Below are 24,866 nucleotides of genomic sequence, written 5' to 3'. Positions count from 1 at the left end.
TCAGAGGTCGTCGGGTTCGAGTAGCAGCAAGCAGCCAGAAGCAATCCCGCCGAGAGGTTCCCCATGGCAGGCGAGACCGTCATCACGGTCGTCGGCAATCTTGTCGACGACCCCGAGCTGCGCTTCACCCCGTCCGGTGCGGCGGTCGCGAAGTTCCGTGTCGCGTCCACTCCCCGCACCTTCGATCGTCAGACCAATGAGTGGAAGGACGGCGAAAGCCTCTTCCTCACCTGCTCGGTCTGGCGCCAGGCGGCGGAGAACGTCGCCGAGTCGCTCCAGCGCGGCATGCGCGTCGTCGTGCAGGGCCGGCTGAAGCAGCGGTCCTACGAGGACCGCGAGGGCGTCAAGCGCACGGTCTTTGAGCTGGACGTCGAGGAAGTCGGCCCCAGCCTCAAGAACGCCACGGCCAAGGTCACCAAGACCACCGGTCGCGGTGGCCAGGGTGGCTACGGTGGCGGCCAGCAGGGCGGCGGCAACTGGGGCGGAGCCCCGGCTGGTGGCCAGCAGGGTGGCGGCGCTCCCGCCGACGACCCCTGGGCGACCAGCGCGCCGGCCGGTGGCGGCCAGCAGGGTGCCGGCGGCGGTGGCAGCTGGGGCGGAAGCTCCGGCGGCGGCTACTCGGACGAGCCCCCCTTCTAGGCCTCAGGGCCTTGTGGGGTCAGGCCTTCACGGGCCATGGCTCGCACCACAACTTCTTGATCACACAGGAGATACATCATGGCGAAGCCGCCTGTGCGCAAGCCGAAGAAGAAGGTCTGCGCATTCTGCAAGGACAAGACCGCTTACGTGGACTACAAGGACACGAACATGCTGCGGAAGTTCATTTCCGACCGTGGCAAGATCCGTGCCCGCCGCGTGACCGGCAACTGCACGCAGCACCAGCGTGACGTCGCCACGGCCGTCAAGAACAGCCGTGAGATGGCGCTGCTGCCCTACACGTCCACCGCGCGCTAAGGAGAGGGTGACCGAATCATGAAGATCATCCTCAAGCACGAGGTGTCCGGTCTCGGCACCGCCGGCGATGTCGTCGAGGTCAAGGACGGCTACGCTCGCAACTACCTGGTCCCGCGTGGTTTCGCGATCCGCTGGACCAAGGGTGGCGAGAAGGACGTGGCGCAGATCCGCCGCGCCCGCAAGATCCACGAGATCGCGACCATCGAGCAGGCCAACGAGGTCAAGGCCCAGCTCGAGGGCGTCAAGGTGCGTCACGCCGTGCGCGCCGGTGACTCCGGTCGTCTCTTCGGCTCCGTGACTCCGGCCGACATCGCCTCGGCGATCAAGGCTGCCGGTGGCCCGGACGTCGACAAGCGCCGTGTCGAGCTCGGCTCGCCGATCAAGACGCTGGGCTCGCACCAGGTCTCCGTGCGTCTGCACGCCGAGGTCGTCGCGAAGCTCAACGTGGAGATCGTCGCCGCCTAAGCGACGCGTTCGCGTTCTGCGCTCAGCAGTGCAGAAGGGCCGCACCCAGCAGGGTGCGGCCCTTCTGTCGTGTTTCACGTGAAACATGCCGTTTCAGCGGGTGGCACCGGTGACCAGCCAGCGCCCTGAGCGGGTGCGCAGCCAGAGCGTCAGCATGCGGACGGTCATCATCAGCGCCATGGCCCACCACAGGGCTGTCAGGCCGCCGCCGAGGGCGGGAACCAGCAGGGCGACCGGCGCGAAGACGGCCAGTGTCACCACCATCGCGCCCGCCAGATACGGTCCGTCGCCCGCGCCCATGAGGACGCCGTCGAGGATGAAGACCACTCCGGAGACCGGCTGGGACAGCGCCACCACGAGCAGCGCGGGCAGCAGCGTGTCCTGCACGGTCTCGTCGCCCGTGAACAGCGGGATGAACAGCGGTCGCGCCAGCACGATCAGCGCGCCGAGGACCAGGCCGGAGGCGATGCCCCACTGGACCATGCGCCGGCATACCTGGCGGGCCCCTTCGGTGTCGCCGGCGCCGAGGTAGCGCCCGATGATGGCCTGCCCGGCGATGGCGATCGCGTCCAGGGCGAAGGCTGTCAGGCTCCACAGGGAGAGGATGATCTGGTGAGCGGCGACCTCGACGTCGCCGAGGCGTGCCGCGACGGCCGTGGCGATCATCAGGATCGCGCGCAGCGACAGCGTACGGACCAGCAGCGGGACTCCGGCCTGGGCGCTGGCGCGTATGCCGGCGGCGTCGGGCCGCAGGGAGGCGCCATGGCGTCGTGCTCCGCGTACGACGACGACGAGATAGGCGACGGCCATGCCGCACTGGGCGATCACCGTGCCCCAGGCGGAGCCCGCGATGCCGAGGCCGGCGCCGTAGACCAGGGCCGCGTTCAGGGCCGCGTTGGCGGCGAATCCGCCGATGGCCACGTACAGCGGTGTCCTAGTGTCCTGGAGGCCGCGCAGGACGCCGGTGGCGGCCAGCACGACAAGCATGGCCGGTATGCCGAGGCTGGATATGCGCAGATAGGTGACGGCGTAGGGAGCCGCGGTGTCGGACGCGCCGAAGACGTCGACCAGCCCGGGTGCCATCGGCAGGGTGACGGCGATGACGGCGATGCCCAGGAAGAGCGCGAGCCAGATGCCGTCCATGCCCTGGCGGATGGCGGCCGGGAGGTCTCCCGCGCCGACGCGGCGGGCGACGGCGGCCGTGGTGGCGTACGCGAGGAAGACGAAGACGCTCACGGCGGTCGCCAGCAGGGCGGCCGCGATGCCGAGGCCGGCGAGCTGGGGGGTGCCGAGGTGGCCGACGATGGCGCTGTCGACCATCAGGAAGAGCGGTTCGGCGACGAGCGCTCCGAACGCGGGGACGGCGAGCGCGATGATCTCGCGGTCGTGTCGGCGGCGGGAGCTGCCGGGGGGCGCGGGGGCCTGGGTCATGGTTTTAATCTAACCGTCCACAGGTAAGAGACACAATGGCTTACTGATCCTTACCTGTGATGGTGTGGTCGCTTCGGCTGTGGGCCGTTTGTTCTGATCTTGTCGGCGTGGGGAAAGTTTTTCTCCCCCACAGCCGGTGGATGGAAAAACTCCAGGTCAGCGGCGGTGTCGAGGCGTGGCTATGAGTTTGTCCACACGGCTGTCCCCCGCTCCGTGCACAGGTTCTGTGGGGTTCTCCACAGCATCTGGCTCTTCACCCACAGGCCCTGTGGATAACCAGATTGGCTGACGGTGCCCGCGGGCCTAACGTGGTCCGGCGCTCGGCACGCGAAAAGCGGAGTCGAGCGCCTCGTTTTGTCAGTGCCGTGCCGTAGAAAGAGTGGCACGGCGAGGTCCGCGGAGCGGACGGGAGGAGGTGGGCCGGTGAACATCCCCGAGCCCTTGGACGACCCCTGGGCCGACGCCGGTCCCGGTGACCGTCTGCCCGTCACCCGCCAGCGCGGCAGCGATGCCCGCGGCCGTGCCCGGAGTCGCGAGGAGCAGCACGAGCGCGGCAGCGAAGACGGCCCGTGGGACAGCGGTGCCGGCGGCTTCGAGCGGGTGCCGCCGCAGGACCTGGACGCCGAGCAGTCGGTGCTCGGCGGCATGCTGCTCTCCAAGGACGCCATCGCGGACGTCGTGGAGATCATCAAGGGCCACGACTTCTACAAGCCGGCCCACGAGACCATCTACACCGCGATCCTCGACCTCTACGCCAAGGGCGAGCCCGCCGACCCCATCACGGTCGGTGCCGAGCTGACCAAGCGCGGCGAGATCAACCGTGTCGGCGGCGCCCCCTACCTGCACACCCTGGTCCAGTCGGTCCCGACCGCGGCCAACGCGTCGTACTACGCGGAGATCGTCCACGAGCGCGCGGTGCTGCGCCGCCTCGTGCAGGCGGGCACGAAGATCACGCAGATGGGATACGCGGCCGACGGGGACGTCGACGAGATCGTCAACCAGGCCCAGGCGGAGATCTACGCCGTCACCGAGCAGCGCACCAGCGAGGACTACCTCCCCCTCGGCGACATCATGGAGGGCGCGCTCGACGAGATCGAGGCGATCGGCTCGCGCAGCGGCGAGATGACCGGCGTTCCCACCGGTTTCACCGACTTCGACGCCCTGACGAACGGCCTCCATCCCGGCCAGATGATCGTGATCGCGGCCCGTCCCGCCATGGGTAAGTCGACGCTCGCCCTCGACTTCGCCCGCGCGTGTTCGATCAAGCACAACCTGCCGAGCGTGATCTTCTCGCTCGAAATGGGCCGTAACGAGATCGCCATGCGTCTGCTCTCCGCGGAGGCGCGCGTGGCGCTGCACCACATGCGTTCCGGCACGATGACGGACGAGGACTGGACCCGCCTGGCGCGCCGCATGCCGGACGTCTCCCAGGCGCCGCTCTACATCGACGACTCGCCGAACCTGTCGATGATGGAGATCCGGGCCAAGTGCCGGCGCCTGAAGCAGCGCAACAATCTGAAGCTCGTCGTCATCGACTACCTCCAGCTGATGCAGTCGGGCGGCTCCAAGCGCGCCGAGAGCCGCCAGCAGGAGGTCTCGGACATGTCGCGAAACCTGAAGCTGCTGGCGAAGGAGCTGGAGCTCCCGGTCATCGCCCTCTCCCAGCTGAACCGTGGGCCCGAGCAGCGCACCGACAAGAAGCCGATGGTCTCGGACCTCCGTGAGTCGGGTTCGATCGAGCAGGACGCGGACATGGTGATCCTGCTGCACCGTGAGGACGCCTACGAGAAGGAGTCACCGCGTGCGGGCGAGGCCGATCTGATCGTGGCGAAGCACCGTAACGGTCCGACGGCGACGATCACGGTGGCCTTCCAGGGCCACTACTCCCGCTTCGTCGACATGGCGCAGACGTGAGCCGTCAGTTGTGCAGGGTCTCATCGCTCGTGGCGCAGTCTCAGCCCCGTACATGAGGTTTCCGGCGAGGGTTCCTCAGTCCTGGGCGGGGACGTCCAGGGCGGTCCCGTACAGGCGCGAGACCCGGAGCAGGATGGTCACGCGCCGGTCAGGCAGCGGCTGCGCGCCGGGGGCCGCCCCGTCGGCCGGGTCCACTATTTCCGCCTCTCCCTCCGCCACGGCGAACGACCAGACGTCCGGGCCGCTGACGTGCAGCGAGGCGTGCGGATCGCGGCGCAACTGGCGGACCTTGAGGCGGTCGGCGGTGGAGGAGACCCGCAGTACGCGCTCCTCGGCGTTCCAGTCGTAGAGGACGGTCGACAGGTGCGGGTGGCCGGTGCTCCTGACGCTCGCGAGTACGCCGAACTGCTGCCGGCTCAATAGCTGGGAGAGCTCCTGGGCGCTGAGCCCTCGGGGGGCCGGGCCGTCGTTCTGGGTGGTACTGGCGGTGGTCCCGGTGGCGGTCAGCTCGGTCAAGGCGGTCAGCCTTTCGGTGGTCTGGGTGAGGCGGGTCGATGGGCGGGCAGGTCAGTCGGCTGCGCGGCCAGCGTGTGGCCTAACCCGGCCGGCTGCCGCAACAAAGAAGACCGTAGCAGATAGTTTTGTTGCAGACTATTTGGTTCGGTCTCTTTTTAAGGTTCCGCTTGCGGGCCTACTGGACCGGATCGCTCGTTGGTGAGACTGAGGGGCTGGTGCCGTCGATCTGGGACGGCGGAAGAGCCTCTGGTCAGCGAGCGCTGCCTATGCCACGCGCGACGAGACCCGACAGTCAGCCCGCGTCGCGCAGCTGAAGAAGGTACGCGGCGGTCAGCGCCACGGAAGGGTCCGCGTCGTGCGCCAGCTCCGCGAGGGCATGTGACGCTCTCGTCCCGGGAATGCCCGCCAGCGCCTGCGTCAGTCGTCCGCGTGCGGGCGCCGCAGTCGTGTCACGGGCGAGGTGGTCGACGAGTGTGGTCGCGATCCGGTCCGCCGTCGTGGCGTCGCCGGCCAGCACGCTCAGCGCATCGGCCGCGTCGGTGTCGTTTCTGCCCTCCACGATCATCTCGATGAGCGTCGGGAGCGTGTCGGTCATCCCATGCGTTCCGAGCGCCACAGCCGCATGCCCGCGGACCACGACGTCGGGGTGGGCGAGGGCATCCCGCAGATGCGCGGTCGCTCCGCCGCCGGGCATCTCGGCGAGGGAGCGAACGGCACGTTCCCGCACCGCGGCCACGGGCGAGCCGAGGCCCTGGGCCAGCAGCGCCGAGGCGTGGTCACCCGATCTCGCCAGCGCCCATCGAAGGGCCCCGGCGACGTTCGGGTCCGTCTCGTTCAGTGCCGCCTCGACCAGGGCCTCCGTCGGCGGCGGAACCTCGTCGACCGAGGACATGGCCGCGCGCTGACGCGCGCTGGGGCTCTTCGACGCCAGGGCCTGGAGGAGTGCGACGACCTGGAGGACGTCCTCCCAGCCGGCGGGGTCCGCGGCATCGATCCGGCGCAGCCGCGTGAGCAGTTCGGTCTCCGCCGCGATGCGCTCCCGCGTCTGCTGGATGAGGTCGTCGACGAGGGCCGAGGGTGTGAAGCCGGGATCGACGAACGCACGCCCGATCTCCCGCAGTGACAGCCCCAGCGACCGCAGGGTCTCGATATGGAAGATCCGCTGGATGTCCTCCCCCGAGTACTGCCGATAGCCCGAGTCGGTACGACCGGAAGGGCGCACCAGACCGAGTGACTCGTAGTGCCGGAGCATGCGGGCACTGACCCCGGACCGTCGCGCCACCTCGCCGATCAACACGTCCTACAGTCCCTCCTGTCCGGACCCGCCGAGAGCCACGACCCGTTTCGCCTCCTCGATCGCGAACTCGAACCCGGTGTCCGGGTCGCGCAGCAGTCGTTGTGTGGCGAGCGCGTGCACGCGCACGCGCGGGTCGGGGGCCGCCGTTGCGGCAAGCAGCGTCGGCACCATCACATCACCCAGCGCGACCAGCGCCCGGCTGAGGCTCAGCTGAGTCTCCCGTTCACCGCGCCCGAGCTGTGTCGCCAGTACCGTGGCCAAAGCGGCCTCTTCGCCTTCCGGCACGAGCACGACCGCGGCCCGCCAGGCGCTTCGCGCCACCTCCTCGTCGGCGTCGGTCAGGAGTGTCCTGGTGATCGCCGGCCATGCCCGCCGATCACCGATCTTGGACAGCGTGTGCAGCGCCTGGCTCCGTGCCTGCGCCCGCTCCGAGCGGGTTTCGCGGAGCAGTCGGGGAAGCGTCACGGACACCGGGTGGCGGGCCAGCGCCCAGGTCAGCATGTCGCGGACGAAGAACTCCGGCTCGATCGCGCACCGTTCGACGAGCTTGTCGACGAAGCGCGGTTCAGGCGTCGTGCCGACTGCCAGAGCTGCCCGCAGCCGCGTGGACGAACGGCCGTCCTCCAACCCCTGGAGCGTTCCTACGGTGTCCGCTTCCCGTTGTGTGGTCGTCATCGTGACCACCTCCTCGGCAAGCAGTGAAGGGCCTGCCACCGTGTCAAGGTCAAGCTGGATCCGAAACTCGGATTTTCCGAGGACTGGGGGAGCTGAGGGATTTTCCGGGGGACGGAAAGCCGGTCGACGCCCAGCGGCCCCGGCCGATACACCTGGGGCATGACCTCAACCTTCGAAGCTCTGCTGCCCAGCACCGAACGGGCCCTCCTGCACCGGGTGGCCACCGCCCAGGCCGAGGGCCGTACGCCCTCCCTCGTCGGTGCCGTCGTCCGGGACGGCGAGGTGGTGTGGACGGGCTCGCGCAGCTGTGTGGACGGGCATGCGCCGGACGCCGATACGCAGTACCGCGTGGGCTCCATCACCAAGACGTTCACGGCCGTGCTGGTGCTGAGGCTGCGGGATGAGGGGCTGCTCGACCTGGCGGACCCGCTGGAGAAGCACCTGCCGGGTACGGGAGTGGGTGAGGTGACGATCGCTCAGCTGCTCGGTCACACCGCAGGACTCGCCGCCGAGTCACCCGCCCCCTGGTGGGAGCGGACGCCGGGGGCGCTGCGGCCTGAGCTCGCCGACGTGCTCGGGGAGCGCCCACGTCTGCACCCGTCGGGCCGACGGCACCACTACTCCAACACCGGTTACACGCTCCTCGGATCGCTCGTGGAGGCAGTGCGCGGGGTGCCGTGGGAAGAGGCGCTGCGCACCGAGATCCTGGAGCCGTTGGGGCTGCACCGTACGAGCACGCAGCCCGTGGCGCCGCACGCCGGCGGCTGGGCGGTGCATCCCTGGGCGGACGTCATGCTGCCGGAACCGGTGGAGGATCTCGGGTTGATGGCGCCGGCCGGGCAGCTCTGGTCGACGGCCGGTGACCTCTGCCGGTTTGCGGTCTTTCTCGCCGAGGGCGACGACCGTGTGCTGCGCGCGGAGTCGGTACGGGAGATGCGTACGCCTGCCGCGCCGCCGGAGAGCGGCGACTGGGACAGCGGGTACGGCCTCGGACTACAGCTGGTCCGCAGGGACGGCCGCACACTCATCGGGCACAGCGGCTCACTGCCGGGTTTCCTCGCCGGGCTGTGGGTGAGCGTGGCGGACGGACTGGCGGCCGTGGTGCTCGCCAACGCCACCTCCGGACTGTTGCCCGGCGCCGTCGCCGCCGATCTCGTACGGATCGTGGCGGAGGCCGAGCCGCGCATCCCCGAGCCGTGGCGGCCGCTGCCCGGCGTCGATCCGGCGCTGCTGGAGCTGACCGGCCCTTGGTACTGGGGGACGTACGCCTACGGTCTGGCGGTGGTGGCCGACGGAGGAGTGGAACTGCGCCCGCTGCGGGGTCAAGGGCGAGCGTCGCGCTTCCTGGCGGAGAGCGAGTCCACCTGGATCGGCCTCGACGGCTATTACGCGGGAGAGACGCTGCGGGTGGTGCGGCGGGAGGACGGCTCGGTGAGCCATCTCGACCTGGGGTCGTTCGCGTTCACTCGGGAGCCGTACGAGGCCGGCGACGCCGTGCCCGGTGGCGTGGACGAGGGCGGCTGGCGTGGCCTGTGAGGCTCCGCTCCTGTGTTTCACGTGAAACACAGGAGCGGCTCTCTAGAGGGCCATCTTGAATCCGACGTGCGATGCCGTGAAGCCGAGCCGCTCGTAGAAGCGGTGGGCATCGGTGCGCGAGGCATTGGACGTCAACTGGACCAGTTGGACGTTCTGGCGCCGTGATTCCTCGACCGCCCATTCGATGAGCTGTGTGCCGAGTCCATGGCCCCGCTCGTCGGCGTGTATCCGTACTCCCTCGATGACCGACCGGGTGGAGCCGCGCAGAGTAAGCCCCGGGATGATCGTCAGCTGCAGCGTTCCGACCACCTGGTCGTCGCGTACGGCGACGACCAGCTGCTGGTTGGGGTCGCTGGACAGCCGCTCGAAGGCGGCTGTGTAAGGGGAGAGGTCGTCGGGCGATTCGCGCTGGGCTCCCAGGGGGTCGTCGGCGAGCATCGCCACGATCGCGGGGAGATCGGCGGAGCGTGCGGGCCTGATGTGAAGATCGTTCATGGCCCGCACGTTAGGGGAGGGTGGCGGGAGCGCGCAGCTCTTCCACCGCCTTGACGAGGGGGGCGAGGTCTGGATTCTTCGCGGCCTCGTCGAGCGCCTCGCGCAGTGCGGCGTCGTTGGTGGGCCGGGCCTTCTCGAGGAGGGCCAGGCCGGCCGGCGTGACGTCCGTGTAGATGCCCCGCCGGTCGGTGTCACACAGATACCGCGTGAGCAGGCCGCGGTCCTCGAGGCGCGTGACCAGGCGGGTGGTCGCGCTCTGGCTCAGGACGACGGCGTCGGCCACCTGCTTCATCTGGAGATGGCCGCCCGGACCGTTGTGCTGGCGGCTGAGGACGTCGAGCAGGGAGTACTCACGCACGCTCAGGCCGTGCTGTCCCTCGAGCGCCCGCTCGATATGGGCCTCGATCTTCCCGTGCAGGAGGGAGAGTGCGCACCAGCCCTGCGAGAGGGCGGTGAGGGCCGGGTCTGTCGCTGTCATGGGGTCTCTCCTCCGTCCCGGAGCGGCTTGCCCACCAGGATAGACGACTTCTGCAATAGCCCGCGCTTGCAATTAACCGGCGTTTGCAATTATTGTCAACGCTTGTAAGGCGCACACGCAATCGTCTTGGAGGCAGAACCCATGCCGCTAGCGCTCCTCGCCCTGGCCATCGGGGCGTTCGGTATCGGAACCACTGAGTTCGTGATCATGGGACTGCTGCCCCAGGTCGCCGGTGACTACGGAGTGTCGATCCCTACAGCCGGTTACCTCGTCACCGGCTACGCCCTCGGCGTCGTCCTCGGTGCCCCGGTGATGACCGTCCTGGGCACCCGGGTCTCCCGCAAACGCATGCTGATGCTGCTCATGGGGCTGTTCATCGTCGGCAATCTCCTGTCCGCCATCGCGCCCGCCTTCGGCCTGATGCTCCTCGGCCGGGTCGTCGCCTCGCTCGCCCACGGCGCCTTCTTCGGCATCGGCTCGGTCGTCGCGGCCGACCTGGTCGCCCCGGAGAAGAAGGCCGGCGCAATCGCGATGATGTTCACCGGTCTGACCGTGGCCAATGTCGTCGGCGTACCGGCCGGCACGTTCATCGGTCAGACCGTCGGCTGGCGGGCGACCTTCTTCGTCGTCGCGGCCCTCGGCGTGCTCGGCCTGCTGGGCGTCGCCAAGCTGGTGCCCGAACAGCCCAGGCCCGAAGGCGTACGGCTGCGCCATGAGCTCGCGGCGTTCCGCAACGTGCAGGTGCTGCTCGCCATGGCGATGACCGTGCTCGGCTTCGGTGGCGTCTTCGCCGCGATCACCTACATCACGCCGATGATGACCGAGGCGGCCGGTTTCGCGGAGTCCTCCGTCACCTGGCTGCTCGTCCTGTTGGGCCTCGGCATGGTCGGCGGCAACCTGATCGGCGGCAGGCTGGCCGACCGGGCGCTCATGCCGCTGCTGTACGGGTCGCTGGGCGCCCTCGCCCTGGTGCTCGCCCTCTTCACGGTGACCGCACACCAGCAGATCGCTGCCGCGGTCACGATCTTCCTGATCGGCGCCCTCGGCTTCGCGACCGTACCGCCGCTGCAGAAGAGGGTCTTGGACCAGGCCTCCGGCGCGCCCACCCTCGCCTCCGCCGTCAACATCGGCGCCTTCAACCTCGGCAACGCGCTTTCCGCCTGGCTCGGCGGCATCGTGATCGCGGCCGGCTTCGGCTTCACCGCTCCGAACTGGGTCGGCGCCGTGCTCGCCGCCTCCGCGCTCGCTCTGGCCGTCCTGTCCAGCGCCCTGGAGCGCCGGGCCGGCCGCCGCACAAGCCGGGTCGTCGCCGGTGCGACGACCCAGGAGCCGGCCACCAAGACGGCGGCCGTGTGAGACGTCGGGCGGCTTCCTTCGCCTCCGTCCTCCCGGCCCGGGCGCTACCCGGGCCGGGAGGACGTGCGTGTGGGTGGTTTCACGTGAAACATCGTCCGTGCCCCTCGTAGACGTGAAGATCAGGCACCAGCTCTGTGCAGAGTTGGAGGTGGAGCTGGACGAGTGTGTTGCATTCGGTGATTCCATGTCCGACGCGGAGATTCGGTCGGCAGGACATGGAGGCAAAGGAGCCTAACGGGAAGCGGGTGCGAAAATCCGGGCTTTCCACACTCACTCCGGCGAACCGGTGACTGGTGCCATGCTGCGACAAACCAGCTGCGGTCAACGTCACAAAGGATGACGCTCATCCAGGCCCGCAGCGCGCCGAGGCTACTGTGGCGGCGGGCAGCGATGAGATGACATGGGCAGAGCGGGTATGTGAGCCACGTTCCGGGCCCATGGAAGTCCGGACACCGACCGAAAGATGTTCGAGGCGAGGCACTCTATGGACGCTCCGACCACCACGTCGGCCGACAACGCCACTTCCGGTGACAGCGGCGGGGGCAGCGGCTGGTTCACGCCGCGCAAACCCGTCACGGTCGCCCCGGCCCCTTCCGACGCCGAGCCGGGACGGGAGGAGGGGGCGCCCCAGGAGCGAATAGGCGCCCCCCGCCGCCCTCTGACGTCGATACGGATGGTGCGCGACAACGCGACCCGCACACCCCCGCCCGCCGGGCACCCGGCCGACGAGCCCGCCGCTCCCGGGGACTGGCCGGGTCAGGGCCGTGCCGCCGAGCACCCCGCCGCCGAGGACCACGCGGCGCCGGAGTCCGCCGCGGCCGCGGCGGCACCCACCACAGCACCCGCCGCAGCGCCCCAGACCAGTTCCCAGGCGTCCGAGGGCGCCCGGTCCGAAGCTCCCCGGCCCGAAGCCCCGGAGACCGGCTCTCCCGACGCCCGACGCGTACGGCGCACGCTCGCCGAGGTGGCCCCCGTGGCCGACAAGGTCACCTCGTACTTCTACGCCCTGCTCTTCACCCGCCACCCCGAGCTGCGGTCCCTCTTCCCCGCCGCCATGGACGCCCAGCGCGACCGGCTCCTCAAGGCGCTGCTGACCGCCGCCGAGCACATGGACGACCCCGCCGTCCTCACCGGGTACCTCCAGCATCTGGGCCGCGGCCACCGCAAGTACGGCACCGAGGCGTCGCACTACCCGGCCGTCGGCGAGGCCCTCCTCGGCGCGCTGAGCCGGTACGCGACGACGACCTGGGACGACGAGACCGAGGCCGCCTGGGTCCGTACGTACACCACCATCTCCCAGATCATGATCGACGCCGCCGCCGAGAACGAGAAGCACGCCCCCGCCTGGTGGCACGCCGAGGTGGTCTCGCACGATCTGAGAACGCCGGACATCGCGGTCATCACGGTCCGTCCCGACCAGCCGTACCCCTTCCTCGCCGGGCAGTACACGAGCGTCGAGACGCCGTGGTGGCCGCGGATCTGGCGGAACTACTCGTTCGCCTCCGCGCCGCGCCCGGACGGCCTGCTCACCTTCCACGTCAAAGCCGTCCCCGCCGGCTGGGTGTCCAACGCGCTGGTCCAGCACGCCCGACCCGGCGACGTCCTGCGCCTGGGCCCGCCCGCCGGCTCGATGACCGTCGACCACACCACCGACAGCGGCCTGCTCTGCGTGGGCGGCGGCACCGGCATCGCGCCCATCAAGGCGCTGGTCGAGGACGTCGCCGAGCACGGTGCGCGACGCCCCGTCGAGGTCTTCTACGGCGCACGCTCCGACCACGACCTGTACGAGATCGACACGATGCTGCGGCTCCAGCAGTCGCACCCGTGGCTGGAGGTACGAGCCGTCATCGACGGCAAGACGCAGCTGCCCGACATGGTGCGCGAGTACGGGCCGTGGAACGAGTACGACGCGTACCTCTCCGGTCCGCCCGGCATGATCCGCAGCGGCGTCGACGCGCTGCGGGGCGTCGGCATGCCGTACGAGCGCATCCGGCACGACTCGCTCGAGGAGCTGGTCGCCGCGGCGGGCTGATCGACGGCGGCCCGGTTACCCCAGGTCGGGGGCGTGCATCGCGCGCACGCCCTCGATGTTGCCGTCCAGGTAGTGCCGCAGCGACAGCGGTACGAGGTTGACGGCGGCGATACCGACGCGGCTGAAGGGCACCCGCACGACCTCGTACTCGCCCTGTGGCTCGTCCACCTCGGGGCCGTGCCGCTGGGCCGGGTCCATGGACTCCAGCCGGCAGACGAAGAAGTGCTGCACCTTCACACCCGAGACACCGCCGTCGACGATGTGCTCGACGGTGTCGACGAAGCAGGGCACCACATCGGTGATCTTGGCGCCGAGCTCCTCGTGGACCTCCCGGTGCAGCGCGTCGACGACCGTGGCGTCATCCGGCTCGACTCCGCCGCCCGGCGTCAGCCAGTACGGATCCATACCGGGCTTCGTACGCTTGATCAGGATCAGGTCGTCGCCGTCGAGGAGGATGGCGCGTGCGGTGCGCTTGACCACTGGACGTTCGGTCATGGCTTCAAAATGGCCCGCATCGCCCCTCCTGAAACTCCTTCGTCACCAGTCGGCGGCGGCCCGCAGCAGCGACTCGTGCGCCCGCGCGATGTACGGCAGGCCCAGCGTGCCGGTGCGCACGACGAGGAAGTACGTACGCAGCGGTGGCACGGGCGGGTCGAGCAGCGCCACCAGCCGGCCCCGCTCCAGGTCGTCCTCGCACAGATAGCGGGGCAGTACGGCGAGTCCCGCGCCCGAGGCGGCCGACTCCAGGACGGCGCGAAGGTCCGGGGCGATGACGGTGGCCGCGGCGGCCGGCTTGGAGTCGAAGACCGCGGCCCAGTAGCGGGTGACGAACGGGAGCGATTCGTGGACCTCGACCACGGGCAGCTGCTCCAGGACGACCGCGCCTTTGCGGAGCAGGACGCCGGGCCCGAGCCGGGCGGCCCAGCGCGGGGAGGCGACCAGTACGTGCTCCTCGTCGCAGAGCGGGGTGGCGGTGAGCAGGCCGCCGCGGGGCCGGGCCGTGGTGAGGGCGAGGTCGTGGTGCCCGGCGGCCAGCCCTTCCAGGAGCTCCTCCGTGGCCCCGGCCAGGGACGTCCGCAGTGTGAGCCCTTGCGAGATCAGTGGCGTGAGGGCGGGCAGGGCGCGTACGGCGGTGAACTCCGGCGGCCCGGCGAGGTGGAGCGTGCGGACGCCGGTCTGTTCGTCGAGTCCCGTCTCCACGATCTCGACCAGTGCGTCCAGGTGCGGGGCCGCCCGGTGGGCGAGCTCGTCGCCGATGGTGGTGGGCGTGACGCCGCGAGCCTGGCGCAGGAACAGTGGACGCCCCAGCTGCCGCTCCAGGGTGCGGATCTGGCTCGTCACGGCGGGCTGGGAGAGGCCCAGCAGGGCGGCGGCGCGGGTGAAGGAGCCGGCCCGGTGCACCGCGACGAACGTGCGCAGCAGGGCAAGGTCCATGCCCGACCCCTCCCACCTTCCCGTCGCGTCGGCAGGACAGCGCTTGCCTGACGGCTCCTCAGGACCGTCCAACTATAAATAAGTCGATAGGTCGCTGTCGCTACTGTGATTGGACACTGACGCTGAGTCAACTAGCCTTGTTCACGCGGAGTCTCCGCGCGTCAAGCGGGGCGGTCCGAGCCACGAGGGGGGAGGCTCGGACCGCCCTGTCCGCGTACCGTCCCCGGTCATCCCGGCTGAGCCGACGCCGCCTCGTCCAGCGCCCGCAGCACGTCCGCCACCAGGTCGCGGGTGTCCTCGGCGCCGACGGAGAAGCGGACGAAGCCCTCCGGCACCGCGTCCCCGCCCCATCGCGCGCGGCGCTCCGCCGTGGAGCGCACGCCACCGAAGCTGGTGGCGTCGTCCACGAGCCGCAGCGCGTCGAGGAAGCGCTCGGCCCACGCCCGGTCGGGCAGGACGAAGGAGACGACCGACCCGAAGCGCCTCATCTGACCCGCGGCCACCGTATGGGACGGGTCTCCCGGCAGCCCGGGGTAGCGCAGTCCGGTGACGTCGTCGCGGCCGTCCAGGGCCTCGGCGAGTGCCAGCGCGTTCGCGCACTGGCGGTCGACGCGCAGCGCCAGCGTGGCCAGGGAACGGTGCGCGAGCCAGGCCTCCATGGGGCCCGGAATCGCTCCGACGATCTTGCGCCAGCGTCGTACCGAGGCGGCCAGCCGTGCGTCGCGGCAGGTGACGTGGCCGAGCAGGATGTCGCCGTGGCCGGTCATGCCCTTGGTGTCGCTGGCCACGGAGAAGTCCGCGCCGAGCTCCAGCGGGCGCTGTCCGAGCGGGGTGGCGAGGGTGTTGTCGACCGCGACGAGCGCGCCCCCGGCGTGCGCCGCTCGTACCAGCCGCCGGACGTCGCACACGTCCAGGCCCGGGTTGGACGGCGTCTCGATCCACAGCAGCCGCGCGCCCTCCAGGACGGTCAGCTGCCCGTCGCCGCCGGTCGGTGCGGTGCGCACCTCGATCCCGTACGCCTCCAGCTGCTCGCGCACCAGGGGCAGCGCCTGGTAGCCGTCGGCCGGCAGGACGACCGCGTCCCCGGCCTTGAGCTGCGAGAACAACACCGCCGAGATGGCCGCCATGCCGGAGGCGAAGGTCACGGTCTCGACGCCGTCCGGTTCCTCGGGCGCCTCGAGTTCCCCGATGGCCTGCTCCAGCCGTGTCCAGGTCGGGTTCTCGTCCCGCCCGTACGTGTACGGGCCGGTCGGCTCGCCCGGGAGGTGGTAGTGGGCGGCGAACACCGGACCGGGCAGGGTGGGCTCGTACTTGCGCGGCTCGGGCAGCCCGGCCCGTACCGCTCTGGTGCCCTCTCCATGGCGGGTGTCGTCCATCAGTCCCTGCCGTCGGGAAGGATGACGTTGAGGGCCCACGACACGATCGAGATGATCAGGCCGCCCAGGACGGCGGTCCAGAAGCCCTCGACGTGGAAGCTCAGGTCGAGCTCGTCGGCGAGCCAGGACGTGAGCAGCAGCATCAGCGCGTTCACGACCAGCGTGAACAGGCCGAGCGTCAGGATGAACAGCGGCAGGGTGAGCAGCTTCACCACCGGCTTGACGAGGAAGTTCACCACGCCGAAGACCAGGGCGACCAGGACCAGCGTCAGCGCCTTTTTGCCCGTGCTGTCACCGGTGAGCGTGATGTCCTGGAGCAGCCAGATCGCCACCGCCAGGGCGGCCGCGTTCGCGATCGTCTTGACTACGAAATTCATCATGTGTCTGATCGTGGCAGACAGGACCGGAGCGAGCGCAGGGGCGGGACACGGCGATGAAGGCATTCCGACTGGACGAGCTGGAGGCGGAACGCGCCGCCAACGACGGCGCGTATCTGCAGTTCCTGCGCGAGCGGAACATGTCGGTCGGCCTGTACGCGCTCGACGCCGGCGAACTCGACCCGCAGAAGCCGCACAACGAGGACGAGGTGTACGTCATCGTCAGCGGCCGGGCGTCGATCACGGTGGGGCTGGAGACGACACAGGTGGGGCGGGGCAGCGTGGTGTACGTCCCGGCCGGCGTGGCGCACAAGTTCCACCACATCACCGAGGACCTGCGGGTCCTGGTGGTGTTCTCTCCCCCCGAGAGCTGACTCCCTAGGGGAAGGATCAGGGAAGAGCGAGGGGTGCGGAGTCCCCGCCGGCCGCCCGCGCGCGCCTAGCATCGAAGACGTCAAGGTCCACAGATCCGGCGGCGCAGAGAGACGAGGCAGGGACGATGGCGGTGAAGGAGCTTCTGGCGGGGCTGCCGTGGTGGGTGAAGTGGGTTGCCATACCCCTCATCGCGGTGCTGGTCTTCGGTGGTCTGATCACGAGCGCGGTCATGATGCTGGTCGGGCTGCTGTTCAAGGTGCTGGTCTTCGTCGCGCTCGTCGGCGGACTGATCTACGTCGTACGGAAGTTCACGTCGTCCTCGTCGTCCTCGTCGTCCCGCGACGACTGGTGACGGCGGCGGTCTGCCCTTCGCCCCTTCACGTTTCCGGCCACCAGAACGGGCGTTAGCCCGGGCGGGGGAACGGTCCCCGCGAAACCTCACCCCCGCAGAAGGCTGCCACTAGAGTGGCAGCCTTCCTTCCTCGGCGACGCGGCGCGGCTGTGCAGAATCGTCGCAGCAAGATCGAGTCGCCCGCAGTACCTGAAAACTCACTCCTTGTGATCCTCCAGTCCCTCCCGGACGATGACGATTAAACCAAGAGGGCGTTGTTCACCACTGCTTCATCCACTGCGGGGTACATGATGCGCGAGTCCGTTCAGGCCGAGGTCCTGATGAGTTTCATCGTTTCCGAGGAGCTCTGCTTCAGGATTCCGGTCGAGCTCGGCTACGAGACAAAGGATCCCTTCGCGGTCCGGATGACCTTCCACCTGCCCGGAGACGCGCCGGTGACCTGGACGTTCGGCCGGGAACTGCTGCTGGACGGGATCAACGCGCCGAGCGGCGAGGGCGATGTGCACATCGCGCCGACCGGGCCGGAGGACCTGTCGGACGTCAGCATCCGCCTGCAGGTCGGCGCCGACCGGGCGCTGTTCCGGGCGAGCGCGCCGCCGTTGGTGGCGTTCCTGGACCGCACCGACAAGCTGGTGCCGCTGGGCCAGGAGCTCACGCTCGGTGATTTCGAGCAGGACTTGGAGGATGCGCTCGGCCGGATCCTCGCCGAGGAGAACGCCGGCTGACCCTCCGGACCGGCCACCTCCCCGAACCCGTCACCTCTTGCGCCGCCGGCCCCGGCCGCCCCGTCCCGCCGTCGCCGTCGCGGCGGCGGGACCGGGCACTCCGGTGGCGCCCGGGCGGTCGGCGGAGACGACGAGTGCGGCCAGCGCGGTGGTGACCGGTACCGAGGCGACCAGCCCGATCGAGCCGACCAGCGTCCGTACGATCTCCTGGGCCACGATCTCGCTGTTGGCGACCGTCCCCACGCTGCTCTCCGCGATGGAGAAGAGCAGCAGCAGCGGGAGGGCCGCGCCCGCGTAGGCCAGCACCAGCGTGTTGACCACCGAGGCGATGTGGTCGCGGCCGATGCGGATGCCGGCCCGGTACAGCGCCCGTGGGCCCATCTTCGGGTCGGCCTGGTGCAGTTCCCACACGGCCGACGTCTGGGTCACCGTCACATCGTCCAGCACGCCGAGCGAGCCGATGATCACGCCGGCCAGCAGCAGACCGGACATGTCGATGTTCGGGTAGAGCCCGTGGATCAGGCCGGTGTAGTCGTCGGTGTTGCCGGTGAGCGACGCCCAGCCGATGAACGCGGAGCCGAGCAGGCCGATCAGCAGCAGCGAGATGAGCGTGCCCAGCACCGCCACCGATGTGCGGGCGGTCAGGCCATGGCACAGGTAGAGCGCCATCAGCATGATCGCGCTCGACCCCACCACCGCCACGACCAGCGGGTTGGACCCCTGCAGGATCGCCGGGAGGATGAAGAGCGTCAGGACGAGGAAGCTCAGGGCGAGGGCGGTCAGCGCCATCAGGCCGCGCATCCGGCCGACGGCCACCACCGCCAGCGCGAAGACACCGGCGAGGAGCGCCACCGGGATCCTGCGGTCCACGTCCGTGACGGAGTACTGCAGATCGCGGGGTGCGTCGGGCGCGAACGCCACCACGACGCCCTGGCCTTCGTCGAGTTGGCGGGGCGAGTCCGGCTGGACCACCTCCACGAACCTGCGGCCCTTGTCCTTGCCCGTGGTGACCTCGACCGTCGCCTTCGCGCACTTGCCCTGCTGCGCGTTGACCGCCTCGCGCCCCTGGGGCGTCGTCGTGTCGCCGGTCGGCGGAACCTGGGCGGCGTTCACGTCCTTGCAGTCCACCCGCTCGACGCGGACGACCGTGCCCTGCTCGGTCTGCCGGTCGAAGCCCACGCCGGTGCGCTCGTGCGCCGGGGCGCCGCCCGGCCACAGGATGGCCAGTCCGACGACGACCGCCGTGGCGAAGGGAATCAGTACGGCCGCGATGACCTTGCGCAGATGCCGGGAGACCGGCGCGGCGGGGCCGTGGCTGTGCGCATGGCCGTGCGCATGACCGAGTGTGTGCCGGTCCGGCTCGGGAGTCTCGTGCGAGGAAGTCACGGACCGATCATCGCAAGAACGTGGGGCCCCCTCTGTTCAGCGCGGCCGCAAGGACGCTAGCGTGGTGACACCTTTGCACACGCGGGAGCTCGGAGCACCGGGCTGAGAGGGCGCTGATCTCCGTACGAGACGTACGGGAACCGCTGCGTCGACCGCCGAACCTGTTACCGGGTAATGCCGGCGTAGGGAGTAGGTCACGATGACCGTTCAGGACGCACGCACGCCTGCCTCGAACCAGAACGACGAGGCCGGGAAGTCCATCGGATGGCACAAGGGGTACCTCGAGGGCTCGCGCCCCGACCTCCGTGTGCCGGTCCGCAAGGTGCACCTCACCAACGGCAAGGACGTGACGCTGTACGACACGTCAGGGCCGTACACCGATCCGAATGTCGAGACCGACGTACGCCGCGGCCTGCCGCCGCTGCGGGAGAACTGGATCATCGGACGCGGCGACACCGAGGAATACGCCGGCCGCCCGGTCCGCCCCGAGGACGACGGGATCAAGCACACCTCGCCGCGCGGCGGGCTGCGCAACCTCGACGCCGTCTTCCCGGGCCGTCCGCGCCAGCCCCGCCGGGGCCGGGACGGACAGGCGGTGACGCAGCTGGCGTACGCCCGCCGCGGCGAGATCACGCCGGAGATGGAGTACGTCGCGCTGCGCGAGAACGTCTCCCCGGAGGTCGTCCGCGAGGAGATCGCGGCGGGCCGCGCGGTGCTGCCGGCGAACGTCAACCACCCGGAGATCGAGCCGATGATCATCGGCAAGCGGTTCCTGGTGAAGGTCAACGCCAACATCGGCAACTCCGCGGTCACCTCGTCCATCGAGGAGGAGGTGGAGAAGATGACCTGGGCCACCCGCTGGGGCGCCGACACGGTCATGGACCTTTCCACCGGCCGGAACATCCACACCACCCGCGAGTGGGTGCTGCGCAACTCGCCCGTGCCGATCGGCACCGTGCCGCTCTACCAGGCGCTGGAGAAGGTCGACGGCAGGGCCGAGGAGCTCACCTGGGAGATCTACAAGGACACGGTCATCGAGCAGGCCGAGCAGGGCGTCGACTACATGACGGTCCACGCCGGTGTGCTCCTGCGCTACGTGCCGCTGACGGCGCGCCGCAAGACCGGCATCGTCTCCCGCGGCGGCTCCATCATGGCCGCGTGGTGCCTGGCGCACCACAAGGAGTCGTTCCTGTACGAGAACTTCGAGGAGCTCTGCGAGATCCTCGCCGCGTACGACGTGACGTTCTCGCTCGGTGACGGTCTGCGGCCCGGCTCGATCGCGGACGCCAACGACGAGGCGCAGTTCGCGGAGCTGCGTACGCTCGGCGAGCTGAACCAGATCGCCAAGCGGCACAACGTGCAGACGATGATCGAGGGCCCGGGTCACGTCCCGATGCACAAGATCAAGGAGAACATCGACCTCCAGCAGGAGATCTGCGAGGAGGCGCCGTTCTACACGCTCGGCCCGCTCACCACGGATGTGGCCCCGGCCTACGACCACATCACCTCCGGTATCGGCGCGGCGATGATCGCCTGGTGGGGCACCGCGATGCTCTGCTACGTCACGCCGAAGGAGCACCTCGGCCTGCCGAACCGGGACGACGTGAAGACCGGTGTCATCACGTACAAGATCGCTGCGCACGCGGCGGACCTGGCCAAGGGGCACCCGGGCGCGCAGGAGTGGGACGACGCGCTGTCGGACGCGCGGTTCGAGTTCCGGTGGGAGGACCAGTTCAACCTGGCTCTCGACCCGGACACCGCGCGGGAGTTCCACGACGAGACGCTGCCCGCGGAGCCGGCGAAGACGGCGCACTTCTGCTCCATGTGCGGTCCGAAGTTCTGCTCGATGAAGATCTCGCAGGACATCCGGCGGGAGCACGGCGGCGATCTCAAGCAGGACGAGATCGAGGCCGGGATGGCGGAGAAGTCCGCGGAGTTCGCCGCTGCCGGAAACCGGGTCTACCTGCCGCTGGCGGACTGACCCGGCGGCCATCCGCTCTCGCGGTGCCGAACGGATGTTTCACGTGAAACACGCGCCCCGAAGCACCGGTCATTCCGACCGGTGCTCGGGGCCGCCGAAGTCCCGGCTCCCGAACTCCGGACCGGCGAAGTCGGGGCTGGTGAAGTCCGGGCTGGTGAAGGCCGGCCGCGACGCCGAACCGCCCTCGCTCGGGCTGGAGAAGTCCGGGCCGCTGTAACCGACCTTCGGCATCCGCCCGAGCGGGCGCGGCGGGGTGCTCGAGTCCGGATCGGCGCCCGGGTCGGCCAGGGCGTCGCGCAGGAACGGGACGATGCCCCGCTCCAGCAGCGCATGCCGCCAGGCCTCGCGTGCCCGCGCTATCTCATCCGGCAGTTCACCGCCGGGCTCCTGGGCGGGCACCTGCGTCGAGCTGTTGCGCAGGGCGGCGATGAGCAGGCCGATGGCGGCGGCCAGGATGCTCAGAGCCGTCACGCCGGCGAAGAACCACCCGGCGGTGAGCAGCGGCTTCGCGAAGGACGGCGCCGGATCGAGGGCCATGAGCAGATAGCCGACGAGCAGGAAGATGAGCGCGGCGGTGCCGGCGAGCACCGGCGCGAGCACGGTGACGACGACGCCGAGACCGGCGCCCGGGCCGCTCACCGTCCCGTCGTCGGAGCCGGACAGCACGGAGTCGAGGGCGGACAGGCGCGTGGGCTTGCGCGACTCCTCGCGCACCTTCACGAAGTGGTCGTACTCGGCGGCGGCGGCCCCGGTGATGAGCGCCGTCGCGTTCAGGGCCATGGTGCGCAGCTGTTCGGCGTTGAGCCGCTGCCCGATCGCGGCGAGTTCCGGACGTTCCTGCGCGTTGCGCAGTGCCTCGTCGAGGAGGCGCTCGTACTCGGAGCGGTCCTCGGTCAGCAGGTGCGGAGCGCTGTTCATGTGCATCCCCCGATGCTCCGTAGGGCCGGTTTGCCCGCGTAGAACGGGCAGGTGGGCGGAAACGGAGGAGAGCCTGCTACGGATAGCCCGATGGTAGAGCGGTTATGGCAGGAGGTGACAGGGGAATTCCGGAAATCGCCTGACCGGCTCGCGACGAGGCAGGGCTCAGTTGTACAAGGGGAGTTGCACGACCAGCAGCTTTCCGGCCATGGTCACACCGCCGTCCATGGCGATCGCGAGCCCGTCCGCGTACACGTGCGGCCCTTCGACGGACGGGCCGCCGCCGTCCTCGCCGTCCTCGGAGCCCACTTCGCCGAGCAGGTACGGGATCGGGCTGTGGCCGTGCACGATGCGTTGTCCACCGTAGGCCGCCAGCAACTCGCCTACGGCCAGGTGGCCGCCCTCGTCACGGAAGGCGAAGCGCTTGGTGAGTTTGCGGAACAGGTCCCAGCACTCGTCCGCGTCGTTGCGGGTGAGGATCTCGTGGACGGTGTCGTTGACGTCCTCGATGGTGGAGCCGTACTCCAGGTAGGCGGTGGTGTCGGAGTGCAGCAGCAGATGGCCGTCCTCCTCGACGATCGCGTCCAGCCGGGACATCCACTGCAGGTGGACGTCCTGGAGCCGGTCCATGTCGCTCTTCTGTCCGCCGTTGAGGAGCCAGGCGGCCTGGAAGGTGGCGGTGCCCGCGCCGGAGTTGACCGGGGTGTCACCGAACCGCTTGGCGCCGATCAGCAGCAGCTCGTGGTTGCCCATCAGGGCCTTGCAGTAGCCGCCGGCCGCCGCGGCCTCGGCGGAGAGCCGCATGACGAGGTCGATGACGCCGATCCCGTCGGGGCCCCGGTCGGTGAAGTCGCCGAGGAACCAGAGGCGGGCGTTGCCCGCGGCCCAGTGACCGTCGGCGTCGATGAGGCCCTGCTCGCGCAGGGCGGCGACCAGCTCCTCGAGGTACCCGTGGACGTCCCCGACCACGTAGAGCGGGCCGGGGCCCGGTACGGGGGCGGGCTCGGTGAGGGGTGCCGGAGCCGGCGGCGGGGCGGTGGCGACCTGCACGGTGTCGCCTCTGTTGATCACCGGGAGGTCGCGCTCGGTGGGCGTGTACCCCTCGGGGAACTCCCCCTCCGGGAACGCGTTGCCGGGGTGCCCGGCGTGACCCTGCACCGGAACCTGCGCGTACGGCGGTACGCGGAAGTCACGCAACGTCGCCGTCCGCACCACGGGTCCTTGACCGGCCCCCTGAGTCATCGACCCCTCCACCACCGTCGCGACGCCCTACACCTGGCAGACCGGCCTGGTCGGGGCGGCCCGCGGTGTCGTCCGCCCATCATAGGAATGAGGCCCCAGCTGTGTGACGCACCAGGGGTGGTGAATCCGGGTCCACCCCTGGGCTACTGGTTGTTTCGCCCCAATTGGGAAGATCTGCCCCTGGTCATGGCGCGGGGCGGGTCCGCTTTCACTCCTGGGAGGGCGATCGGGGAGGGCTGACGGTCGTACGGGTGGAGCGCCGCTGGGACGACGTCCGCACGATCAGCTCGGTCGGTATGACCTGCTCGACCGGCCGGTCCGAGTCGATGCCCTCGATGGCGTCGATGAGGAGCTGGACGACCGCGGTGCCGATCCGGCGCGGCTTGAGGGAGAGCGTGGTGATGGGCGGCTGGGTGGCGGCGTACACGGTGGACTCGCTGCAGCACACCAGGAGCAGGTCGTCGGGGACGCGCAGCCCGTAGCGCCGCGCTGCCGCGAGCAGGTCGGTGCCGTTGGGGTCGAAAAGGCCGTAGACGGCGTCCGGGCGGTCCGGGCGGGCCAGCAGCCGGTCGGCCGCGACGGCGCCGGCGCACGGGTCGTGGGCCGGGTACGCCTCGTAGACCGGGTCCTGTCCGACCCGCTCGCACCAGTTGAGGTACGCGGTGGTGGAGAGGCGGGTGTAGGTGTCGGTGCTGGTGCCGGTGAGCAGACCGATCCGGCGGGCGCCGGCGGCGGCGAGGTGGTCGAGCAGGTCGAGGACGGCGGCTTCGTGGTCGTTGTCGACCCAGGCGGTCACCGGGAGGGTGTCGGCCGGGCGGCCGTCGGAGACGACGGGCAGGCCCTGGCGGACGAGCTCGGTGACGACCGGGTCGTGATCGGAGGGGTCGATGACGACGGTGCCGTCGAGGGCGACGTTCGACCAGACGTCATGGCGGGAGGTGGCGGGCAGGATGACCAGGGCGTAGCCGCGGGCGAGCGCGGCGGAGGTGGCGGCCCTGGCCATCTCGGCGAAGTACGCGAATTCGGTGAAGGTGAAAGGTTCATCCCCGTAGGTCGTCACGGTCAGGCCGATGAGGCCGGACTTGCCGGTACGGAGCGTGCGGGCCGCGGCGGACGGGCGGTAGCCCAGTCGGTCGGCGACCTCGCGGACATGGCGGCGGGTGGCGTCCGGGAGCCGGCCCTTGCCGTTGAGCGCGTCGGAGACAGTCGTGATGGAGACCCCGGCTGCGGCGGCCACGTCCCGGATGCCCGCTCGACCCTGCCGGCTTCCCCGGGTCTGTGCCCGGCTCACCTGGTGCTTCCCTGCTGCTGTCATGGCGTGCCGATAGTAGGGCGAGGGCGGCAGGTTGAGCCGGTCGCGTATTCATCCGTTGACAGGGACGTTTCTGCATGGTGTCCGACCCCCAACGACCTTAAAAACACAGGTCGTTCAGCGGATGGGCAGGGCTCCGCAACTTGTCGGCGCGTACGCGCATGCCATATGCCCGAGGTCTCGGAGAGGGCTCAACTCACCACTACGGGGGATGCGCGCCACGGCGTGAGCCACCGGCG

25 protein-coding genes and 1 riboswitch are annotated in these 24,866 nt (G+C 69.9%); of the genes, 11 read left to right on the top strand and 14 right to left on the bottom strand.

Features of this window, described 5'->3' with window-relative positions:
* The first annotated feature begins 63 nt into the window (after window positions 1-63).
* From AB0A69_RS21550 to rplI, 3 genes are all read left to right on the top strand, one after another.
* On the top strand, window positions 64-639 hold the full coding sequence (locus AB0A69_RS21550) for a single-stranded DNA-binding protein (RefSeq protein WP_361424145.1): 576 nt from the start codon (window positions 64-66) through the stop codon (window positions 637-639).
* Window positions 640-717: 78 nt separating this feature from the next.
* Window positions 718-954 carry a 30S ribosomal protein S18 gene (gene rpsR, locus AB0A69_RS21545; RefSeq protein ID WP_005315025.1) on the top strand — a complete coding sequence of 79 codons (237 nt, stop codon included), beginning with the start codon at window positions 718-720 and terminating at the stop codon, window positions 952-954.
* A gap of 18 nt (window positions 955-972) precedes the next feature.
* The gene (gene rplI, locus AB0A69_RS21540; protein WP_361424142.1) at window positions 973-1,419 is read left to right on the top strand and encodes a 50S ribosomal protein L9; all 447 of its coding nucleotides are present in this window, start codon (window positions 973-975) and stop codon (window positions 1,417-1,419) included.
* A gap of 93 nt (window positions 1,420-1,512) precedes the next feature.
* Here the strand turns inward: rplI and AB0A69_RS21535 are convergent, their stop codons facing one another.
* Window positions 1,513-2,850, bottom strand: coding sequence for an MATE family efflux transporter (locus tag AB0A69_RS21535; protein ID WP_361424139.1), 1,338 nt, complete (start codon window positions 2,848-2,850; stop codon window positions 1,513-1,515).
* Between the two features lie 423 nt (window positions 2,851-3,273).
* Between AB0A69_RS21535 and dnaB the strand changes: the two genes are divergently transcribed.
* The gene (gene dnaB, locus AB0A69_RS21530; protein ID WP_361424136.1) at window positions 3,274-4,764 is read left to right on the top strand and encodes a replicative DNA helicase; all 1,491 of its coding nucleotides are present in this window, start codon (window positions 3,274-3,276) and stop codon (window positions 4,762-4,764) included.
* A gap of 75 nt (window positions 4,765-4,839) precedes the next feature.
* Here dnaB and AB0A69_RS21525 read toward each other — a convergent pair whose 3' ends face one another.
* From AB0A69_RS21525 to AB0A69_RS21515, 3 genes are all read right to left on the bottom strand, one after another.
* Window positions 4,840-5,280 carry a pyridoxamine 5'-phosphate oxidase family protein gene (locus AB0A69_RS21525; RefSeq protein WP_361424133.1) on the bottom strand — a complete coding sequence of 147 codons (441 nt, stop codon included), beginning with the start codon at window positions 5,278-5,280 and terminating at the stop codon, window positions 4,840-4,842.
* 292 nt (window positions 5,281-5,572) lie between these two features.
* On the bottom strand, window positions 5,573-6,577 hold the full coding sequence (locus AB0A69_RS21520) for a MerR family transcriptional regulator (RefSeq protein ID WP_361424130.1): 1,005 nt from the start codon (window positions 6,575-6,577) through the stop codon (window positions 5,573-5,575).
* Window positions 6,578-6,580: 3 nt separating this feature from the next.
* Entirely contained in the window at window positions 6,581-7,252 is a 672-nt protein-coding gene (locus tag AB0A69_RS21515) for a HEAT repeat domain-containing protein (RefSeq protein WP_361424127.1), read from the bottom strand.
* A gap of 159 nt (window positions 7,253-7,411) precedes the next feature.
* Between AB0A69_RS21515 and AB0A69_RS21510 the strand changes: the two genes are divergently transcribed.
* On the top strand, window positions 7,412-8,788 hold the full coding sequence (locus AB0A69_RS21510) for a serine hydrolase domain-containing protein (protein WP_361424124.1): 1,377 nt from the start codon (window positions 7,412-7,414) through the stop codon (window positions 8,786-8,788).
* Between the two features lie 42 nt (window positions 8,789-8,830).
* On the opposite strand, the gene AB0A69_RS21505 is transcribed toward AB0A69_RS21510, so the two are convergent.
* Entirely contained in the window at window positions 8,831-9,283 is a 453-nt protein-coding gene (locus AB0A69_RS21505; RefSeq protein ID WP_361424121.1) for a GNAT family N-acetyltransferase, read from the bottom strand.
* Window positions 9,284-9,293: 10 nt separating this feature from the next.
* Window positions 9,294-9,761, bottom strand: coding sequence for a MarR family transcriptional regulator (locus tag AB0A69_RS21500; protein WP_361424118.1), 468 nt, complete (start codon window positions 9,759-9,761; stop codon window positions 9,294-9,296).
* A gap of 141 nt (window positions 9,762-9,902) precedes the next feature.
* Between AB0A69_RS21500 and AB0A69_RS21495 the strand changes: the two genes are divergently transcribed.
* Complete coding sequence (locus AB0A69_RS21495) at window positions 9,903-11,117, top strand: MFS transporter (protein ID WP_361424115.1); 1,215 nt, start codon at window positions 9,903-9,905, stop codon at window positions 11,115-11,117.
* Window positions 11,118-11,601: 484 nt separating this feature from the next.
* Window positions 11,602-13,149, top strand: coding sequence for a globin domain-containing protein (locus AB0A69_RS21490; protein ID WP_361424112.1), 1,548 nt, complete (start codon window positions 11,602-11,604; stop codon window positions 13,147-13,149).
* A 15-nt stretch (window positions 13,150-13,164) separates the two neighbouring features.
* Here AB0A69_RS21490 and AB0A69_RS21485 read toward each other — a convergent pair whose 3' ends face one another.
* The 4 genes from AB0A69_RS21485 to AB0A69_RS21470 all read right to left on the bottom strand — a co-directional run bounded on the left by AB0A69_RS21485 (window position 13,165) and on the right by AB0A69_RS21470 (window position 16,339).
* Window positions 13,165-13,644 (bottom strand): NUDIX hydrolase, encoded by a 480-nt coding sequence (locus tag AB0A69_RS21485; RefSeq protein ID WP_361424108.1) that lies wholly within the window; start codon window positions 13,642-13,644, stop codon window positions 13,165-13,167.
* A 42-nt stretch (window positions 13,645-13,686) separates the two neighbouring features.
* Window positions 13,687-14,583 (bottom strand): LysR family transcriptional regulator, encoded by an 897-nt coding sequence (locus AB0A69_RS21480; RefSeq protein ID WP_361424105.1) that lies wholly within the window; start codon window positions 14,581-14,583, stop codon window positions 13,687-13,689.
* Between the two features lie 227 nt (window positions 14,584-14,810).
* A complete protein-coding gene (locus AB0A69_RS21475) occupies window positions 14,811-15,959 on the bottom strand; it encodes a cystathionine gamma-lyase (RefSeq protein ID WP_361424102.1) in 1,149 nt (382 codons plus the stop codon).
* Window positions 15,959-16,339, bottom strand: coding sequence for a phage holin family protein (locus tag AB0A69_RS21470; protein ID WP_361424099.1), 381 nt, complete (start codon window positions 16,337-16,339; stop codon window positions 15,959-15,961). Before AB0A69_RS21470 ends, AB0A69_RS21475 begins: the two co-directional genes overlap by 1 nt.
* 53 nt (window positions 16,340-16,392) lie before the next feature.
* Between AB0A69_RS21470 and AB0A69_RS21465 the strand changes: the two genes are divergently transcribed.
* The 3 genes from AB0A69_RS21465 to AB0A69_RS21455 all read left to right on the top strand — a co-directional run bounded on the left by AB0A69_RS21465 (window position 16,393) and on the right by AB0A69_RS21455 (window position 17,788).
* Entirely contained in the window at window positions 16,393-16,710 is a 318-nt protein-coding gene (locus tag AB0A69_RS21465) for a cupin domain-containing protein (protein WP_361424096.1), read from the top strand.
* A 125-nt stretch (window positions 16,711-16,835) separates the two neighbouring features.
* Window positions 16,836-17,063: a DUF5326 family protein gene (locus AB0A69_RS21460; RefSeq protein WP_361424093.1), complete on the top strand. Its 228-nt coding sequence runs from the start codon at window positions 16,836-16,838 to the stop codon at window positions 17,061-17,063.
* 290 nt (window positions 17,064-17,353) lie between these two features.
* Window positions 17,354-17,788, top strand: a complete 435-nt coding sequence (locus AB0A69_RS21455) for an SsgA family sporulation/cell division regulator (RefSeq protein WP_361424341.1) — start codon at window positions 17,354-17,356, stop codon at window positions 17,786-17,788.
* Window positions 17,789-17,818: 30 nt separating this feature from the next.
* Here the strand turns inward: AB0A69_RS21455 and AB0A69_RS21450 are convergent, their stop codons facing one another.
* Complete coding sequence (locus tag AB0A69_RS21450; protein WP_361424090.1) at window positions 17,819-19,174, bottom strand: YibE/F family protein; 1,356 nt, start codon at window positions 19,172-19,174, stop codon at window positions 17,819-17,821.
* 71 nt (window positions 19,175-19,245) lie between these two features.
* Window positions 19,246-19,380, top strand: a riboswitch (TPP riboswitch).
* Here AB0A69_RS21450 and thiC point away from each other — a divergent pair.
* Window positions 19,374-21,155, top strand: coding sequence for a phosphomethylpyrimidine synthase ThiC (gene thiC, locus AB0A69_RS21445; RefSeq protein ID WP_361424087.1), 1,782 nt, complete (start codon window positions 19,374-19,376; stop codon window positions 21,153-21,155). (Overlaps the previous riboswitch by 7 nt.)
* Before the next feature lie 69 nt (window positions 21,156-21,224).
* On the opposite strand, the gene AB0A69_RS21440 is transcribed toward thiC, so the two are convergent.
* The 3 genes from AB0A69_RS21440 to AB0A69_RS21430 form a co-directional block, all read right to left on the bottom strand.
* Window positions 21,225-22,079, bottom strand: coding sequence for a hypothetical protein (locus tag AB0A69_RS21440; protein WP_361424084.1), 855 nt, complete (start codon window positions 22,077-22,079; stop codon window positions 21,225-21,227).
* A gap of 159 nt (window positions 22,080-22,238) precedes the next feature.
* On the bottom strand, window positions 22,239-23,315 hold the full coding sequence (locus tag AB0A69_RS21435; protein WP_361424081.1) for a metallophosphoesterase: 1,077 nt from the start codon (window positions 23,313-23,315) through the stop codon (window positions 22,239-22,241).
* A gap of 208 nt (window positions 23,316-23,523) precedes the next feature.
* Window positions 23,524-24,630 carry a LacI family DNA-binding transcriptional regulator gene (locus AB0A69_RS21430; RefSeq protein ID WP_361424078.1) on the bottom strand — a complete coding sequence of 369 codons (1,107 nt, stop codon included), beginning with the start codon at window positions 24,628-24,630 and terminating at the stop codon, window positions 23,524-23,526.
* Window positions 24,631-24,866: the final 236 nt, after the last annotated feature.

This window comes from Streptomyces sp. NPDC045431 (assembly GCF_040646655.1).
Taxonomy (GTDB): domain Bacteria; phylum Actinomycetota; class Actinomycetes; order Streptomycetales; family Streptomycetaceae; genus Streptomyces.
The sequence above is the reverse complement of the archived record's forward strand: the minus strand, read 5'-3'. Positions and strand labels throughout refer to the sequence as shown.

Coding starts and splice junctions, on each gene's coding strand:
- AB0A69_RS21550 (WP_361424145.1), top strand. CDS start 64: ATGGCAGGCGAGACCGTCATCACGGTCGTCGGCAATCTTGTCGACGAC.
- rpsR (WP_005315025.1), top strand. CDS start 718: ATGGCGAAGCCGCCTGTGCGCAAGCCGAAGAAGAAGGTCTGCGCATTC.
- rplI (WP_361424142.1), top strand. CDS start 973: ATGAAGATCATCCTCAAGCACGAGGTGTCCGGTCTCGGCACCGCCGGC.
- AB0A69_RS21535 (WP_361424139.1), bottom strand. CDS start 2,850: ATGACCCAGGCCCCCGCGCCCCCCGGCAGCTCCCGCCGCCGACACGAC.
- AB0A69_RS21515 (WP_361424127.1), bottom strand. CDS start 7,252: ATGACGACCACACAACGGGAAGCGGACACCGTAGGAACGCTCCAGGGG.
- AB0A69_RS21510 (WP_361424124.1), top strand. CDS start 7,412: ATGACCTCAACCTTCGAAGCTCTGCTGCCCAGCACCGAACGGGCCCTC.
- AB0A69_RS21505 (WP_361424121.1), bottom strand. CDS start 9,283: ATGAACGATCTTCACATCAGGCCCGCACGCTCCGCCGATCTCCCCGCG.
- AB0A69_RS21500 (WP_361424118.1), bottom strand. CDS start 9,761: ATGACAGCGACAGACCCGGCCCTCACCGCCCTCTCGCAGGGCTGGTGC.
- AB0A69_RS21495 (WP_361424115.1), top strand. CDS start 9,903: ATGCCGCTAGCGCTCCTCGCCCTGGCCATCGGGGCGTTCGGTATCGGA.
- AB0A69_RS21490 (WP_361424112.1), top strand. CDS start 11,602: ATGGACGCTCCGACCACCACGTCGGCCGACAACGCCACTTCCGGTGAC.
- AB0A69_RS21485 (WP_361424108.1), bottom strand. CDS start 13,644: ATGACCGAACGTCCAGTGGTCAAGCGCACCGCACGCGCCATCCTCCTC.
- AB0A69_RS21480 (WP_361424105.1), bottom strand. CDS start 14,583: ATGGACCTTGCCCTGCTGCGCACGTTCGTCGCGGTGCACCGGGCCGGC.
- AB0A69_RS21475 (WP_361424102.1), bottom strand. CDS start 15,959: ATGGACGACACCCGCCATGGAGAGGGCACCAGAGCGGTACGGGCCGGG.
- AB0A69_RS21470 (WP_361424099.1), bottom strand. CDS start 16,339: ATGATGAATTTCGTAGTCAAGACGATCGCGAACGCGGCCGCCCTGGCG.
- AB0A69_RS21465 (WP_361424096.1), top strand. CDS start 16,393: ATGAAGGCATTCCGACTGGACGAGCTGGAGGCGGAACGCGCCGCCAAC.
- AB0A69_RS21460 (WP_361424093.1), top strand. CDS start 16,836: ATGGCGGTGAAGGAGCTTCTGGCGGGGCTGCCGTGGTGGGTGAAGTGG.
- AB0A69_RS21455 (WP_361424341.1), top strand. CDS start 17,354: ATGCGCGAGTCCGTTCAGGCCGAGGTCCTGATGAGTTTCATCGTTTCC.
- thiC (WP_361424087.1), top strand. CDS start 19,374: ATGACCGTTCAGGACGCACGCACGCCTGCCTCGAACCAGAACGACGAG.
- AB0A69_RS21440 (WP_361424084.1), bottom strand. CDS start 22,079: ATGCACATGAACAGCGCTCCGCACCTGCTGACCGAGGACCGCTCCGAG.
- AB0A69_RS21435 (WP_361424081.1), bottom strand. CDS start 23,315: ATGACTCAGGGGGCCGGTCAAGGACCCGTGGTGCGGACGGCGACGTTG.
- AB0A69_RS21430 (WP_361424078.1), bottom strand. CDS start 24,630: ATGACAGCAGCAGGGAAGCACCAGGTGAGCCGGGCACAGACCCGGGGA.